Origin of the sequence: Polyangium fumosum (genome assembly GCF_005144585.1) — a bacterium.
GTDB classification, from domain to species: Bacteria; Myxococcota_A; Polyangia; order Polyangiales; family Polyangiaceae; genus Polyangium; species Polyangium fumosum.
This window is the reverse complement of the sequence record NZ_SSMQ01000007.1, coordinates 185,696-200,514: the sequence shown is the minus strand read 5'-3', so window position 1 is coordinate 200,514 and position 14,819 is coordinate 185,696. Positions and strand designations below refer to the sequence as shown.

General features: G+C 69.2%; 15 protein-coding genes and 1 tRNA gene. 9 read left to right on the top strand and 7 right to left on the bottom strand.

The genetic code is table 11. The annotated features are described in order from the left end of the window. Nucleotides 1–11 precede the first annotated feature (11 nt). Nucleotides 12–206 (top strand): hypothetical protein, encoded by a 195-nt coding sequence (locus E8A74_RS09440; protein ID WP_170228994.1) that lies wholly within the window; start codon nt 12–14, stop codon nt 204–206. Nucleotides 207–559: 353 nt separating this feature from the next. Here E8A74_RS09440 and E8A74_RS09435 read toward each other — a convergent pair whose 3' ends face one another. After that, entirely contained in the window at nt 560–850 is a 291-nt protein-coding gene (locus E8A74_RS09435) for an ATP-binding protein (protein WP_232379459.1), read from the bottom strand. A 53-nt stretch (nt 851–903) separates the two neighbouring features. Here E8A74_RS09435 and E8A74_RS09430 point away from each other — a divergent pair, with 53 nt between their 5' ends. After that, nucleotides 904–1,098, top strand: coding sequence for a response regulator transcription factor (locus E8A74_RS09430; protein ID WP_136928621.1), 195 nt, complete (start codon nt 904–906; stop codon nt 1,096–1,098). A 25-nt stretch (nt 1,099–1,123) separates the two neighbouring features. Here E8A74_RS09430 and E8A74_RS09425 read toward each other — a convergent pair. After that, nucleotides 1,124–1,197 (bottom strand) — tRNA-Arg (locus E8A74_RS09425). A 158-nt stretch (nt 1,198–1,355) separates the two neighbouring features. Between E8A74_RS09425 and E8A74_RS09420 the strand changes: the two genes are divergently transcribed. Further along, the gene (locus tag E8A74_RS09420) at nt 1,356–2,930 is read left to right on the top strand and encodes a L,D-transpeptidase (protein WP_136928620.1); all 1,575 of its coding nucleotides are present in this window, start codon (nt 1,356–1,358) and stop codon (nt 2,928–2,930) included. Nucleotides 2,931–2,960: 30 nt separating this feature from the next. Here the strand turns inward: E8A74_RS09420 and E8A74_RS09415 are convergent, their stop codons facing one another. The 3 genes from E8A74_RS09415 to E8A74_RS09405 are packed head-to-tail and all read right to left on the bottom strand — an operon-like array spanning nt 2,961 to nt 5,234. Next, entirely contained in the window at nt 2,961–3,647 is a 687-nt protein-coding gene (locus E8A74_RS09415; protein ID WP_136928619.1) for a class I SAM-dependent methyltransferase, read from the bottom strand. Between the two features lie 27 nt (nt 3,648–3,674). Next, nucleotides 3,675–4,682 (bottom strand): pyridoxal-phosphate dependent enzyme, encoded by a 1,008-nt coding sequence (locus tag E8A74_RS09410; protein WP_232379458.1) that lies wholly within the window; start codon nt 4,680–4,682, stop codon nt 3,675–3,677. A gap of 48 nt (nt 4,683–4,730) precedes the next feature. Beyond that, nucleotides 4,731–5,234 carry an acyl-CoA carboxylase biotin carboxyl carrier protein subunit gene (locus E8A74_RS09405; protein WP_136928617.1) on the bottom strand — a complete coding sequence of 168 codons (504 nt, stop codon included), beginning with the start codon at nt 5,232–5,234 and terminating at the stop codon, nt 4,731–4,733. Between the two features lie 47 nt (nt 5,235–5,281). On the opposite strand from E8A74_RS09405, the gene E8A74_RS54670 reads away from it, so the two are divergent. The 6 genes from E8A74_RS54670 (at nt 5,282) to E8A74_RS09380 (ending at nt 12,308) form a co-directional block, all read left to right on the top strand. Beyond that, the gene (locus tag E8A74_RS54670) at nt 5,282–5,710 is read left to right on the top strand and encodes a hypothetical protein (RefSeq protein ID WP_232379457.1); all 429 of its coding nucleotides are present in this window, start codon (nt 5,282–5,284) and stop codon (nt 5,708–5,710) included. A 26-nt stretch (nt 5,711–5,736) separates the two neighbouring features. Further along, nucleotides 5,737–7,293, top strand: a complete 1,557-nt coding sequence (gene hutH, locus E8A74_RS09400; protein ID WP_232379456.1) for a histidine ammonia-lyase — start codon at nt 5,737–5,739, stop codon at nt 7,291–7,293. A gap of 55 nt (nt 7,294–7,348) precedes the next feature. Beyond that, entirely contained in the window at nt 7,349–7,696 is a 348-nt protein-coding gene (locus E8A74_RS09395; RefSeq protein ID WP_136928615.1) for a hypothetical protein, read from the top strand. 122 nt (nt 7,697–7,818) lie between these two features. Further along, a complete protein-coding gene (locus tag E8A74_RS09390) occupies nt 7,819–10,674 on the top strand; it encodes a protein kinase domain-containing protein (protein ID WP_170228993.1) in 2,856 nt (951 codons plus the stop codon). A 66-nt stretch (nt 10,675–10,740) separates the two neighbouring features. Further along, complete coding sequence (locus tag E8A74_RS09385; RefSeq protein WP_136928613.1) at nt 10,741–11,757, top strand: AAA family ATPase; 1,017 nt, start codon at nt 10,741–10,743, stop codon at nt 11,755–11,757. Then, a complete protein-coding gene (locus E8A74_RS09380) occupies nt 11,754–12,308 on the top strand; it encodes a hypothetical protein (protein WP_136928612.1) in 555 nt (184 codons plus the stop codon). The genes E8A74_RS09385 and E8A74_RS09380 overlap by 4 nt, the downstream gene beginning before the upstream one ends. Before the next feature lie 388 nt (nt 12,309–12,696). On the opposite strand, the gene E8A74_RS09375 is transcribed toward E8A74_RS09380, so the two are convergent. Next, nucleotides 12,697–13,227 (bottom strand): hypothetical protein, encoded by a 531-nt coding sequence (locus E8A74_RS09375; RefSeq protein WP_136928611.1) that lies wholly within the window; start codon nt 13,225–13,227, stop codon nt 12,697–12,699. After that, complete coding sequence (locus E8A74_RS09370) at nt 13,224–14,795, bottom strand: hypothetical protein (RefSeq protein WP_136928610.1); 1,572 nt, start codon at nt 14,793–14,795, stop codon at nt 13,224–13,226. Before E8A74_RS09370 ends, E8A74_RS09375 begins: the two co-directional genes overlap by 4 nt. Nucleotides 14,796–14,819 lie beyond the last annotated feature (24 nt).

Sequence of the window (14,819 nt, the reverse complement as noted above, 5' to 3'; positions counted from 1 at the left end):
AACGTTACGCCGTGGCGCTCTTATCGGCCGGACTCGGCCTCGGCGCGCATGCATTGCTGATGCCGGCCGTCGGTAATGCCGTCCCGTTCATCACGTTGTTCTTCGCCGTGGTATTGAGCGGCTGGTATGGTGAGTTCCGTGCCGGTATGCTTGCCGACGCTCGTCGGCGGCTCCAGCGTGGCCTGGTTTTTCCTTCGGTACGATGAACTGCTCCTCGGCGGGTGGGCTGAAAAGGTCACGAGCCTGGTTGTTTTTCTCGGGAGGGGCGTGCTCATCCGTTGGTTCACGAACGAGCGCAACGTGGCGATCGCGCACCATGCGCGAAGCCCACGAAAATGAGCGCTTGGCGCGGCAAAACGCCGAGCGAGCGACGGCGCGCGTGGCCTTCTTTCACTCTCGAAGCGCCCCACCGAGCTCGAACCGGTGCTCATGCGGGCGCTCGAGATGGCGAGCCCGCTGCTCGAAAAACGTCGCCGCCACGTGACCATGAACGTGCCGCGGATCGGACCCGTCGTGCACGCGGATCCCGACAGGCTCGCGCAGGTCTTCGCGCACCTCTTCACGAACGCGGCGAAGTACACCGAGCCCGGCGGGAGCATCGAGGTGTCGGCTCAATCCTGCTGCCATGACCCAAACTGTCGCTGTTCGCCGACACCTCGCCGTCGTGCAGCGACACCAAGCTCTTCACGAGCGTCAGGCCGATGCCGAGCCCGTCTGCGCTGCGCTCCATGCTCTGCGCGCCTTGCACGAACGGCTCGAAGACCCGCACGAGCAGCTCCGCGCTCATGTCCGCGCCCGTGTCGCGCACGGCGGCGACGATCGTCTCGCCATCGTCATCGACGACCCGCACCCGATGCGCAGGGAGCGCCCGCGTGGGCGTTCGCGTCTCGACCGCGCGGAGCGATGACGGAGGACGCAGCGACGTTGCTCGCAGACATGATCCGCGCGCAGGGATGGTCCGTGGCCGTGGCCGTCAACGGGCCGCAGGCGCTCTCGATGCTCGCGTCGTTCGCGCCGGACGCGACGGTGCTCGGCATCGGGCTGCCGGTGATGGATGGCCCGTCAAGCCACGGAGCACCGACGTGCTCCTCGTTGTGATGAACGAGATGTGGTGAGGACTCTGCGCGCCACAGTGGATTCGAACCACTGGCCTTCGGCTCCGGAGGCCGACGCTCTATCCAGCTGAGCTAGTGGCGCACGCCGCGTTTTCGACGCGGGGGCCAGCAACCTAGCGGGAAGTTTGCCCCTGCGCAAGCTCTTCGAGCGTCCTTTGGTGCGGAGTCCGTCGGGACCGTCGTTCCGGGGCTCGGGTTCAAAACTTGGCCCTCGCGGCTGACTTCCGGCATCCGGGCCCCATGGACGCACGCAAGCGGCTCTCCCTCCTGGCCCTCGGTGTGCTTGTGCTCGCCGGGTGCAAGGGCAAGGGCTCTCCCGAGGGCATCGTCAGCTTGTCCGCGCCTGCGGAGCAGGTCGCGGCGGATCCGGCGACGGTCCCCAAGGAGGGCGGCCCCCGCATCGGCGCCGTGGAAATGGCGGCGCCCGTCTACCTGAAGCCGGATCGGAGGTCGCCGAAGATCGGCTACCTGCGCGCGGGCGCGACCGCGGTGCGCGGGGAGAAGCCGGCCGCGTTCGACGACTGCCAGGGCGGGTATTACCGCGTCCTGCCGGCTGGATACATCTGCGCCGAGGGCAGCGCCTCGATCGACATGAAGCACCCGATCTTGCGGGCGCTCACGCGTCGGCCGGACCTCGCGAAGCCGATGCCGTACCCTTACGCGTTCGTACGAGCCATCGCGCCGAACTACTACCGGCCTGCGACGAAGGCCGAGCAGTTCCAGTACGAGATGCGCCTCAAGGAGCACCTCCGCAGCTACAAGCGCCTCCAGAAGAAGTGGGACGCGATCGAGGTCGGCGCGAACGACGTGCCGCTCGACGCCGAGGGCAACGCGATCGGCGAGCCGCCGACCGAGGCGCCCGACCTCCCGGATCAGGAGCTCTACGGCGGCGACGGGAACGACGCGATCCCCTGGTTTTTCCAGGGCGGCCGCAAGATCCCGAACATCTCGACGTTCAAGGTTCCCGACTACGCGATCATCACGAACCGCGTCGCGCGGCACGCGGGCCTCGCGCTCATCGGCACGTTCGTCGGCGACAACGACCGGCGCTTCGCGATGACCACGGATGCGCGCCTCGTGCCGACGTCGAAGCTCAAGCCTGCGCGGGGATCGACGTTCCACGGCGTCGACATGCGCAAGGGCTGGGAGCTGCCGCTCGCGTTCGTGCGCGTGCCCGACGCGTACAAGTACGACACGAGCAAGCGTTCGCTGGAGAAGGCGGGCAAGCTCGCGTTCCACACACCCATCCAGCTCACGGGCAAGAGCATGCGGATCGGCGAGACGCGCCTCGTCGAGGCCAAGGACGGGACGTGGATCAAGGACAGCGACGTGGCGATCGCGGTCAAACCCTCGGAGCTGCCGAGCTTCGCGGCGAAGACGAAGAAGTGGATCGACATCTCGATCCTGAGCCAGATCCTCATCCTGTACGAGGGGACGAAGCCGGTCTACGCGACGGCGGTGGCGACGGGCCGCGACGGGCTCGGGGATCCCAAGAAGACGTACTCGACCGTGCGCGGCACCTTCAAGATCCGCGAGAAACACGTCACGACCACGATGGACTCGCACGAGGTCGGCAACAAGTTCGAGCTGCGTGACGTCCCGTGGGTGCAGTACTTCGAGGCGGGCTACGCGCTTCACGCGGCGCCGTGGCACGACGAGTACGGCAAGCCCCGGAGCCACGGCTGCATCAACCTCTCGCCGATCGACGCGCGCCGCGTCTTCATGTGGACCGATCCGCCGCTCCCCACGGACTGGCACGGCGTGCAGGCGAGCGAATCCACGGGCGAAGGCACCGTGGTGCACATCCACCCCTGAACCACCTCGCGCGCGGAACGCTCTTCGTCGTCAGGCTTTGACGGCGGAGAGCGTCCAGTGCCGATCGCTCGTCTTCCGCACGGCCGACGCCGCGATTCCGAGCGGCGCCACGAACGCGGCGACCTCCGAGACGGTGAGCGCCGCGGCGAGCGAGGCGCGGAAGAGAAATCGTTGGTGCTCGAACGAGGGCACGGCGGCAGGATCGGCAGGGCGTTCGCCGCCGTGGAGCGCGACGAGGTGATCGATCTCGGCTTCGGTTTCGGGCCGGTGCAGGTCGCGCACGAAGAGCAGGCCGCCGCGGGAGGTCACGCGCCACATCTCGGCGAGGACCTGCGCGGGCTCGGGGATGTGGTGGATGATCGAGTTCGACACGACGGCGCCGAAGGATCCGTCGGGGTAGGGCAGGGCCTTCGCGTCGATCTTCGCGACGGTCACGCGGGAGGCGAGGCCCGCGCGCGTGATGTTTTCCCGCGCGAGCGTGAGCATGTGCTCGGCGAGGTCGATGGCCACGACCTCGGCGCCCGGTGAGCGCGCGCAGAGCTCGATCGGGATCCGCGCCGTGCCCGTCCCGACGTCGAGCACGCGCTTCGGGGTCGGGAGGACCGCGAGCACATCCTCGCAGAACGCGCGGTTCACCGCGGCGTGGTCCATGGCGTCGTAGTCACGGGCCTCCTCGGGGGTGTCCATGACCTCGGGTTCGAGGACGCGCGCGAGCATGGGTTCGCCTCTTTCTTCTTTGGTTCTTCAGTCGAGACCGAGCGCGTCTTCGAATGTCGCCCCTTGCGCCAGGAGCCCCGGCAAGCCGCCCGTGTGCACGAACAGGATCCGCTTGCCGGCGAGCGGCCCGCCCGCGCCTGCGAGATCCATCAGCGCCGAGAACGCCTTGCCCGTGTACACCGGGTCGAGCACCATCCCGGACAAACCCGCCACGCTCGTGATCAGGCGCCGTTGCTCGGGCGTGCTCACCGCGTAGGCCGGGCCCTTGTGGGCGTCGTCGACCGTCATGCGTACGGGCTCCGGCAGGCGCGGGTCGAGCGAACGCGCCTCGCGGACGATGCCCTCGATCCGCGCCTCGAACGTGGGCGCATCATCGCAGACCGCGACGGCCACGACCTCGCTCGCCACCCCGTGCAGCGCCGCGCCGAGCGCAGCGCCCGCCGCCGTGCCGCCCGATCCACACGCGACGACGACCGCGTCGAACGCCTTGCCCCCGCCGAGCCCGAGGTCGAGCTGCCGTCGCACTTCACCCATGGCCTCGACGTACCCGAGCGCGCCGAGCCCGTTCGACCCTCCCTCGGGGATCACGTACGGCTTCTGCCCTTCGGCCCGCAGCTCCTCGGCGGCCCGGTCCAGGATGCGCTCGCGATCCCGGTACTGCTCGGGCGTGATGAGCCGGATCTCCGCGCCGGCGAGGCGGTCGATCAGCACGTTGCCCTCCAGCGGAGGGTCGAGCGACGGATCGTTCGTCCTCAAAAAAAGCACCGCGCGCAGGCCGAGCGACGCGGCCGCGAGCGCCGTGGCGCGGGCGTGGTTCGATTGCAGGCCCCCGCAGGTGAGCACCGTGTCGCACTCGAGCGAGAGGGCCTCGCCGAGCAGGAACTCGAGCTTGCGGATCTTGTTGCCCGCCTCGGCGCCGCCCGTCATGTCGTCGCGCTTGACCCAGAGGTCGATGCCCGTCGCGGCGACGAGCCTCCGCGGGCGCTGGAGGGGGGTCGGCAGGTGGGCGAGCGGGAGGCGCTTTCGAAGACTCACGGGGGTTTGGGGGCGTAGCTCGGCTTGTCCGAGCGTAGCCCCCATCGTCTACTCGATCTCGACGAGCTTGGCACCCCCCTCGACGGTCGCGCCAGCGGTCACGTAGACCTTCTTCACCCGACCGTCGCGCGTGGACGCGAGCTCGTTCTCCATCTTCATCGCTTCGACCACGACGAGCGGCCGCCCCGCGTGGATCTCGTCGCCCTCGGCCACGAGCACCTTGAGCACGCGGCCCGGCATCGGCGACGTGACGAGCCCCTCGCCGCCGCCGCTCTTGCCGCCCTGCACGCTCGAAAGCGCGCGCAGTCGTTCGTTCTCGACGCGCGCGTAAAACCGCCGCGACGACGTGACGACGCCGACCTCGGGGGGCGTGCCCTCCATCCAGAGCTCGACCGAGCGCCCGCCGAGGTCGAGGTGCACCGCGCCCTGGTGGTCGTAGGCGTCGATCGTGAACGAGCGACCCTCCACCTCGGCGCGGATCTCGCCCGAGGGCAGCACGGTCAGATCGACGGGGACCTCGCGACCGGAAGGGAATTTGACGAAGTAACGCATGAGATCAGTTGGCTTTCGGCACCAGAGCGCAGCGGCCCTCGTAGCACATGCAAGGGTTCACGTCGGCGCTCTGGCAGTCGGCCATCATCGAGCAGACCGTGTCCGGCCTCCGCGGCTCGGCGCGGGACGCCGCGACGCACGCCCGCGCGTGGCACGGCACCGAGGGCGCGCAGTCGGCGTCTTTCGTGCACGCGTCGTCGCTCTTCACGGGCGCGGGCAAGCTGCAGACGAACGGGCCCGGCGCTGCTGCACTGGGAGGGCTGCTCGCCACGGGCGAGCTCACGGCGGCGCCGGGTCCCCCACCTTCCGACACACCCGGCCCGGCCGTCGGCTCGCCGCTCGGGGGCGACGTGTTTGGTCCGGGTCCGGGTTCGGCCGCGCCTGCGCAGGCCACGAGCGCGAGCGCGAGCGCCGCGCAGATCGATCGCACGTTCCGCATCGGGGGCGGGAGCTTAGGCGATCCCCCCTTGCCGTGAAAGTGCCGCTTACTAACGTGGCGCGCGTGCACACCCTTTCGCCTCTTCTCGTCGGACGCCCGATCTCCCTCGCCGATCTCGAGGACGTGAGCCGTCGCGGCCGCCCCGTCGCCCTCTGTCCCGAGGCGCGCGCGCGCATCATCGCCTCGCGCCGCGCCGTCGACGCCATCGCCGAGGCGGGTGACGCCGCGCCCGCCGTGTACGGCATCAACACGGGCTTCGGCGCGCTCGCCGAGACGCGTATCGCCGAGCGCGACGTCATCGCCTTGCAGAAGAACCTCGTGCGCAGCCACGCGACTGGCGTCGGTCCCGATCTCGGCGAGCCCGAGATCCGCGCCATGATGGTCCTTCGCGCGCAGGTCGTCGCGCTTGGTTACTCGGGCGTGCGTGCCGAGGTCGTCGATCTGCTCCTCTCCATGCTCAACGCGGGGATCGCGCCGCGCATCCCCTCGCAAGGATCCGTCGGCGCCTCGGGTGACCTCGCGCCGCTCGCGCACCTCGCGCTCGCGCTCATGGGTGAAGGCGAGTCCTCCTTCCGCGGCGAGCGCATGACGAGCGCCGAGGCCCTCGCGCGCGCCCATCTCCGCCCCGTGATCCTCGCGGCGAAGGAGGGCCTCGCGCTCATCAACGGCACGCAGTACATGGCCGCCGTCGGCGCGCTCGCCGTGCGCGACGCGCTCGCCCTCTGCACGATCGCCGACGTCGCCGGGGCGATGAGCCTCGAAGCGAACAAGGGCTCGAAGCGCCCCTTCGACGAGCGCCTCATGGCCGTCCGCCCGCACCCGGGCCAGGCCGCTTGCGCCGCGAACCTCCGCGCGATGCTCGACGACAGCGAGATCATGCAGAGCCACGCCGACTGCCCGCGCGTGCAGGACGCCTACTCGCTCCGCTGCATGCCGCAGGTCCACGGCGCCTCGCGTGACGCCCTCGGCTGGGCCGCCGACGTCCTCACGCGCGAGATCAACAGCGTCACCGACAACCCCACCATCTTCCTCCGCGACGACGGCGGCGCCGATCTCCTCTCGGGCGGCAATTTCCACGGCCAGCCGCTCGCGCTCGCGCTCGACCTCGCGGCCATGGCCGCGGCCGAGCTCGCGAACATCAGCGAGCGCCGCGTCGAGCAGCTCGTGAACCCCGCGCTCTCGAGTGGCCTCACCCCGTTCCTCGCGCCCCAGAGCGGCCTGCACTCCGGCTTCATGATCGCCCAGGTCGCGAGCGCCTCGCTCGTCAGCGAGAACAAGGTCCTCTGCCACCCCGCCAGCGTCGACTCGATCCCTTCGAGCGCCGGCCGCGAAGACCACGTCAGCATGGGCAGCGTCAGCGCCCGCAAGCTCGCGCAGGTCATCGAGAACGTCCGCACCTCGCTCGCGATCGAGATCCTCACGGCCGCCCAGGGCATCGACCAGCGCCGCCCCCTCCGCTCCTCGGCCGCCGTCGAGCGAGCGCACGCGGCCGTCCGCGCCGTCTCCCCCACGCTCGACGAGGACCGCCCGCTTTATCGCGACATTGCCGCCGTCCGCGACATCGTCCTTTCGAGTGTCCTCCGCCGCGCCGTGGAAGAGGTCACCGGCTCGCTCCGGTAACCTCACGAAACACGCCGACTCGCCATTTCGACACGAATCCGATACGTTCGTTCAGGTGATTTCCGGGCGTGAAGATCCCTTTCCCGCGGCGGCCGTGCGCGACCTCATCGGCATCGTGCGGGCAATGTATGCGGCCGCCAAACTCGCGGGGGCGGGTCGCGTCGAGCTCCAGCGCATCGAGCGCGTCGGGCGGGACCTCGCGTCGGCGCTCACGCTCGCGCAGCGGAGCGGGCCGAACACGATCGGCGCGGCGGCCGCGTGGAAGCGGGCCGAGGAAGCGGCGCTGCGTGCGGGCGACCTCGTCGACGCGTTGACGCCGGCCGAGCCGCTCGTGCACGCGGCCCGCGCGCGCATCGCGGGCAAGGCCGTGGCCGAGGGGAACAAGAAGGCGAGCGCGCGGTGAGTTCGCCGGCGGTGCTCCTCTGATAGTCTCGCGGTTTCCGCGAGGGACCCCTGGACCAAGACCAAGCGATGCCCCGTTCGCCGCGCCGGCGTACTCTTTTCGCCGGAACTCTTGCCCTCGCGATGCTCTCGGCCTCGCCGATCACGCGCGCGGACGTGCCTGCTCCCTCTGCCGTCGAGGCGCACGGCCACGCGTACCAGGGCACGTGGGAGTACCGCTGGGGCGACTCGCCGCGCGAGTCCACGGGCGCGCTCGTCTGGGCCACGCCCACGGGGAACGACGGATGGCGCGCCTTGCCGCCGAAGGCCACGCCCGAGGGCCGGAACGGCGAGCGTTTCCTCTGGATGCGCACGCGCCTCGTCGGCCACGTCGAGCGTGAGCCCGTCCTCTACCTCCGCGGCGTCGATCAGATCGTCGAGGCGTACCTCGACGGCACCCTCGTCTACCGGTTCGGCGCGTTCGAGGGCGACGGCGCGCTCCGCTTCCAGGGCTACAAGCCGCACTTCCTCCCGCTCGGATCGAACTTCGCGGGCAAGACCCTCACGCTCCGCATCCACTCCGATCACGTCAACATCGGGCCCTACGGCGACACGCGGATCGGCCCGCGCGCCGACCTCGCGCTCGATGCGGTCCGCGCCGACCTCCCCGCGCTCGCGATGGGCATCCTCCTCGTGTCGGCGGGCCTCTTCGTCCTCGGCCTCTTCCTCTCCGAGCGCCGCGACAAATCGAACCTCGCCTATGGCCTGCTCGCGGTCACGCTCGGGATCTACCTCCCCGCCGCCGCGCCCATCCGCGGCCTCCTCGTCGACGCGCCGCTGCTCTGGGTCCACGTCGAGCTCGCGAGCCTCTACCTCACGCCGATCTTCTTCGCCGCGTACTTCGAGCACGTCTTCGGCCCCGGCCGCTTCCGCCTGCTCCGCGGCCTGCAAGGGCTGCACGCCGCGTACTTCCTCGGCTCCGCCCTCCTCGTCGCGCTCGGGCTCGTCCCGGTGCTGCGCACGCTCCTGCCCTTTCAGATCCTCCTCCTCGTCACGATCCTCCTCATGACCTCCCGCGCGATCCTCCACGCGACGCGCGGCAACCTCGACGCGCGCATCTTCACGGGCGGGTTCCTCCTGGCCGCCGCGGCGGCCTCGTACGACGTGCTCAAGGCGATCGGCATCGTCCCGCGCCACCACGTCTCGCTCGGGCACGTCGGCATGTTTGCCTTCACCCTCGCGCTCGGCATCATCCTCGCGCGCCGCTTCGTCGAGGTGCACGAGCGCATGGGCCGCTCCTCGCGGGTCCTCGAGCTCAGCCTCGCCTCGGCGCAGGTCCTCGATCGCGGCGGCCAGGCCCGCGTCGCGCTCGACGAGATCATCCGCCTCCTCGGCGCGCGTGCGGCTCTCCTCTTCGTCACCCACGAGGGCGGCGCGGTCGCGGGGGCCGATCTCGAAGTCGCGGCGGGTCGCGAGGCCGGCGGCGCCGAGAGCCCGCTCGCCTCGGTCATCGCTGGGGTTGCCTCGAACCTCGACGACCTCGTCGAGCAGGTCCGCCTGCGCCGCGAGGCGCGCGTGTGGAAGCGCATCGAGGGCACGCGCCGCAGCGCCATGGCCGCGCCGCTCCTCGTGCGGGACGAGCTCCTCGGCGTCCTCTACCTCGAAACGGACGAGTCGCGCCGGCACTTCGACAACGCCGACCTCTCGCTCCTCAACGCCCTCGGCGAGAAGCTCTCCATCAACATCGTCTCCACGCGCGCCGTCCGCGCCGAGCTCGAAAGCTCGCTCCACCAGAAGCGCATCGCCGAGCAGGCGGTGCTGCTCGAAGCCGCCGCGCGCCTCGCGTCGGGCGACATCAAGACCCCGATCCCCGTCGACGAGAAGAGCGAGTTCGCGGACCTCGCGCGGGGCCTCGACCAGATGCGCCGCGACGTGCAGGCCAAGATCCGCACGATCGAGACCAAGAAGGCCGAGGTCGAGGTCCTGAACGAGGAGCTCCGCCGCAAGATCCAGCAGCACACGACGAGCCTCCTCTCCTCGCTCCGCACCGACGTCGAGGTCGACGAAGACGAGCTCGTCACGGCCACGCCGAGCTTCGACGTCGGCGCCCTCATCGCCGAGCGGTACCGCGTCATCGAGGAGCTCGGCCAGGGCGCGATGGGCGTCGTCTACGAGGTCGAGCGTGTCCGCGACACGCGCCGCTTCGCCATGAAGGTCCTCACGAGCCGCAGCGACAAGCTCGCGATGGCGCGCTTCGTCCGCGAAGCGCAGATCCTCTCCCGCCTCGACCACCCGAACCTCGCCTCGATCGCCGACGTCGACGTCACGCCCGAGGGCCTGCTGTACCTCGTCATGGAGCTTTGCAAGGGCAAGCCGCTCCATCGCTGCAAAGAGCGCTACCGCGACGTCGCCTGGTCCTGCTCGGTGCTCCGCCAGATGGCCGCGGGCCTCGCCGCCGTGCACGCGCAGGGCGTCATCCACCGCGACCTCAAGCCGGGCAACGTCATGGTCGCCGAGGACGCCGACGGCCATGCGCAGGTCAAGCTCGTCGACTTCGGCATCTCCACCCTCACGGGCGAAGTCCAGGAGCGCCCGCCCCTCTCCGAGCGGCCTCGCGAGCTCGACTCGCCGCCGTCCACACGCCGCAGCATTGCGCCGCCGCCGCAGGAGGTCACGCGCACGGGCATCCTCGTCGGCACCCCGACCTACATGGGCCCGGAGCTCGCGCAGGGCTCACGTCACTGGAAGGCGCACTCCGACGTCTTCAGCCTCGGCGTCATCGCCTACGAGATCCTCACGGGCAAGCGCCCCTTCAACGTCCCGCCCATCTTCGTCGGCATGCAGGGACAAACCCTCCCGCGCCCCACGGGCCTGCGCCGCGTCGAGGGCCTCCAGGGCGGCCTCGCGCTCCTCTTCGAGCGCTGCATGGATCCCGACCCTGCCGCGCGCCCCACGGCCCACGAGGTCGCGGACTCGCTCGGCAAGTACGGGTATCGCTGACGTTGAGCCTTCCCCGGCCCCATGGGCTTGTTGACGCAGCCGGAACGCTGAGACTAGGAGCACATCGTGCTGAGCCACCTGGAGCTGGAGAATTTCACGGTCTTCCAGACCTTGAAGCTGGATTTCGTTCCTGGGCTCAACGTCTTTGTCGGTCCCAATGCGACGGGCAAGACCCATCTGCTCAAGCTCCTGTACGCGGTGACCGAAGCGCATCGCTTCCAGAACGACATCGCGCAGAAACTCCTGCGTGTCTTTCTACCGGAGCCTCGGCGCCTCGGGCGGCTTGCCCGTCGGACCAAGCAAGCGCAATCCGCCAGCGTGCGCCTCGTGCGAGACGGTCACGATCTCTCCTTCCGGTTCTCGAGCAACCACTCGGAGACGTCGTTCTCGGAGTTCGTGAGCCATTGGCCCGCGCCGACCTCGGATGACGGCAAGCCCGTCTTCATCCCGCCCAAGGACATGCTCGCGCATGCGCCAGGGTTCCTGGCTCTTTACGAACAGAAGGAGATCTACTTCGAGGAAACGTACCGCGACATCCTGGTTCGCGCGTTCTCTCCCGTGGGGAAGGGGGCGCCCAGCGCTTCCAGGCGAAGCCTCCGGAGGAAGCTCGAAAACTTGATCAGCGGCAAGATCACGGTCGAGAACGAGCACTTCTTCCTGAAGAACGCTCAAGGCAAGCTGGAGTTCACGCTTCTTGCGGAGGGGTTACGCAAGTTCGCGCTTCTGCTTCAGCTCATCGAAAATGAGACCCTCCGCCAGAGCTCCCTCCTCTTCTGGGACGAACCGGAAGCGAACATCAACCCGGTGAGCATCAAGGATCTGGTCGACCTCCTGCTTCACCTCGCCCGAGAGATCGGCGTTCAGGTTTTCCTGGCGACGCACAGCGATTTCCTCCTCAAGGAGCTGGATCTGCAGCAGCGCCCCGGCGAGGCGCGCTTCTTCGCCCTGTACCGGGAGGAGGACAAGATCCAGGTGGAGGTGGCCGAGCGGGCCGAGTCGTTGACGCGCAACGCCATCGACGAGGAAAACTTGCGCCTCTACGACGAAGACATCGCTCGTGTGCTGGGGAGGGCCAAGGAATGACCGAGTGCTGGTGGAGGGACGAGGACACAGGCGACCTCGAACTCGACGTCTCCGAGGTTCCGCGACCCTGGCGCTTCGACGACGAGGTGCACGGGATCAACCACTGGAAGAAGGTCGACTTCGTATTTCACTGGCCGGAAACGAAGGAACTGTGGCTCGTCGAGATCAAGGATCCCGACAACCCCTACGTGCAGGGAGAGCCCGCGCGCCTGATCGAAGACTTCAAGCAAAAGAAGCTCATTCACGAGAGCTTGGCGCCGAAGGCGAAGGATACGTTTCTTCACCTCCTCCTCGATGACGAACTCCCGGCGGGCACCAGCATCACGTACATCGTCCTTTTCGCGTGTGACGCGTTTTCGCTCGCGAAGCGGGCAAAGTACTATCGAACCGCTGCCGATGAGCTGCGCAGGGCGCTTGGGCTGCGCGGCCCTCGGGGGCAGGGCTGGGCGAGGGCTCCTCTCTACATCAAGGACTGCATGATTCTTTCGTTGAACGAGTGGAATCGAGCGCTCGGAGATCGGGTGAAGGTGCGTAGGTTGTCGACCGTGTAGGCGCGTTGGCCCCTTCGTCGCCCATCATAGCCAACCACACCACATCAACGACTGCGCCACCAAGCCACCCCGACCAGCGTCCCGCACCGACCGACCGGCCTCGCAGGTGACCCGGGTCAGCTCCACGACCGACCGACCGGCCTCGCAGGTGACCCGGGGCAGCTCCACGACCGACCGACCGGCCTCGCAGGTGACCCGGGTCAGCTCCCACGGCCGACCGACCGGCCTCGCAGGTGACCCGGGTCAGCTTCCACGGCCGACCGACCGGCCTTGCAGGTGACCCGGGTCAGCTCCCACAGCCGACCGACCGGCCTTGCAGGTGACCCGAGGCAGCCGCGAGCACCGATCGATCGGCCTCGCAGGTGACCCGGGGCAGCCTCCACCCTCGTCACTCCGCCCGAAGCACACGCACCGGCTTCCCATCCGGCCCCGTACGAAGCTCCCCCGGCGGCTGCGTCAAGCTCGGCGCGCCCGCGTTCACGGTGAACGACTGCACCCGCTCGCGTACCCGCCCGTCGAACGTCCCGCGCACCCGCACGGCGAGGTCGGCCCGCGTCGCCGGCGCCGTGAACGACACCTCCACGGAGACCTTCTCGCCCTGGCCGAAGCGCCGGTTCTGCACGGGCTCCTTCGCGCTCGTCACGACGAGCCCGTCCACGCCCCACACTTCCACGGTCACGTCGCTCGCGGCCTCCTCGAAATCGACCGTCAGCGCGGCGCTCGACGCCCCGAGCTTCCCCTCGACCTTCACGGGCGCCCCCGGCTTCTGCGTCCGGACCGCGCTTCCCTCCTCGGCGTTTGCCTCGGCGAGGGGCGCCTCCGGACCGACGTGATCGGGCTCCTTCCGATCGACCGTCCCGCACCCGGCCACGACACAAGCGAGCATCCAGAGCACGCGCATCTCGTTCCCTCTCTTCATGGCAGGACCTCGATCGTCACTTCATACGGGCCCGAAAATTCTCCGTAGCCCTGCACGTTCACCACGTAGTCTTCGCCGACAGTCGTGGCGAACGACACCGTCTCCTCGCCGCTCTCCGACGCGGCGCTGTCGAGCTCCTTGCCGCGCAGGTACACGTAGAGGTCCACGTCGCTCGTCGCGCTCGAGCTCACCTTCAGCGTCCCGCCCGTGCCCTTCACGCGGAGGAAGCGGTTCTGCCCGAGCAGCGCCGGATCGATCCCGCCGATCAACGTCAGCTTCACCGACTCGTTCACCGCGAGCGGCACGAACACCGGCAGTGCCCCCGGATCTCCGGCCGTGTGCGTCTCGCCCGTCCCCCACGCGTCCGCCACCGGATCGATCCCGAACGAGCTGCCCGACCCGTGATGCCCGACCAGCGCGTCGATCGCCGTCGCCGCGTCCGGATGCGCGCCCTTCAGCCCCGCGACGAACGGGAACAGCGTGGTCATCGCCGGCGTCGACTTCAGATCGCCGATCATCACCGCGTACACGCCTTGCAGCTTCACCTCGACGTTGTCGAAGGCCTCGGCGTTCCCGTCGTACGCGTCGAACACCACGTTCTGCACCGTCGTCTCCGAGTACCAGCCGGGCTTCGCGGACTGGCTCGTATCGTTCTCCTCGATGTCCTCCCAGAACCCGTCTTTCTGCCCGGCGCCCATCGCGTCGCTGTAGATCGTGTCCGGGTCGAGGATCATCGCCGAGAGCGCGTTGCAGAACCCCTCGCTGAACGCGAGCCGCGGATCGAGCACGTCGCCGTACCCGTGCGAGCCGCCCCAGCTATCCGAGCGCGTGATGTGCTCCTCGAACGAGTGCCCCCACTCGTGCACCAGCACGTGCGTGTCGAACTCGTCCGTGTCCACGTTCTCCTTGCCGAGCACGTAGATCTCGTTGCCGTCCCAGTGCGAGGTCCCGATCTGACCGAGCCCGACGAGCCCGTCCTCGGGCCGGTTCTCCACGCTCCAGTTGATCTCGAGCTTCGGGAACACGGGCGGCGGCGTCGTCTCGTCGAGGAACCGCCGCGCCGCCGTGTAGGCCGCGTCGAGCACCGAAAACGGCGCCGCGAGCCGAGGGTTGCCGTACGAAACCCCCGTCCAGCCCGTCGTCGCCACCAGGTCGAGCGACCTCGGCTCGTCGACCACGACCTCGCCGCTCTCCATCACGTACGTCGCGTCGCTCGCCGTGTTGTCCACGACGAGGATGGAGGGCTCCTTCGTCTCGGCGTAGACCCAGACCTTCACCTGCGTGGTGCCCTCCCAGTCGAAGGCGTACGCGCCCATCGCGTCCGACGTCGTCTCGGCGATCAACGCGTCGTTCGCCGCGTCGAGCAGCGCCACGCGCGCGCCGCGGATCGGCTTCTGGTCCACCTTCGAATAGTCGAGCCCGTCCGCCTCGTAGTCGTACGCGACGCTCTCGTAGAGCAACGTCCCCGCGAGCCGCGGACGATCGGACGGCGGATCCCCCGTCGTCCCGCCCGGCTTCACCGCGGGTTCGTCGCGGCCGCAGCCCACGAGCGAGAGTGCGCCGAGCACGAACAGCGTCGTCAGCCGAACTCC

What these genes read in the sequence shown, in the direction of transcription:
- E8A74_RS09430 (WP_136928621.1), top strand. Translation starts at nt 904, where the DNA reads ATGACGGAGGACGCAGCGACGTTGCTCGCAGACATGATCCGCGCGCAG.
- E8A74_RS09420 (WP_136928620.1), top strand. Translation starts at nt 1,356, where the DNA reads ATGGACGCACGCAAGCGGCTCTCCCTCCTGGCCCTCGGTGTGCTTGTG.
- E8A74_RS09415 (WP_136928619.1), bottom strand. Translation starts at nt 3,647, where the DNA reads ATGCTCGCGCGCGTCCTCGAACCCGAGGTCATGGACACCCCCGAGGAG.
- E8A74_RS09405 (WP_136928617.1), bottom strand. Translation starts at nt 5,234, where the DNA reads ATGCGTTACTTCGTCAAATTCCCTTCCGGTCGCGAGGTCCCCGTCGAT.
- E8A74_RS54670 (WP_232379457.1), top strand. Translation starts at nt 5,282, where the DNA reads ATGCAAGGGTTCACGTCGGCGCTCTGGCAGTCGGCCATCATCGAGCAG.
- E8A74_RS09390 (WP_170228993.1), top strand. Translation starts at nt 7,819, where the DNA reads ATGCTCTCGGCCTCGCCGATCACGCGCGCGGACGTGCCTGCTCCCTCT.
- E8A74_RS09380 (WP_136928612.1), top strand. Translation starts at nt 11,754, where the DNA reads ATGACCGAGTGCTGGTGGAGGGACGAGGACACAGGCGACCTCGAACTC.
- E8A74_RS09375 (WP_136928611.1), bottom strand. Translation starts at nt 13,227, where the DNA reads ATGAAGAGAGGGAACGAGATGCGCGTGCTCTGGATGCTCGCTTGTGTC.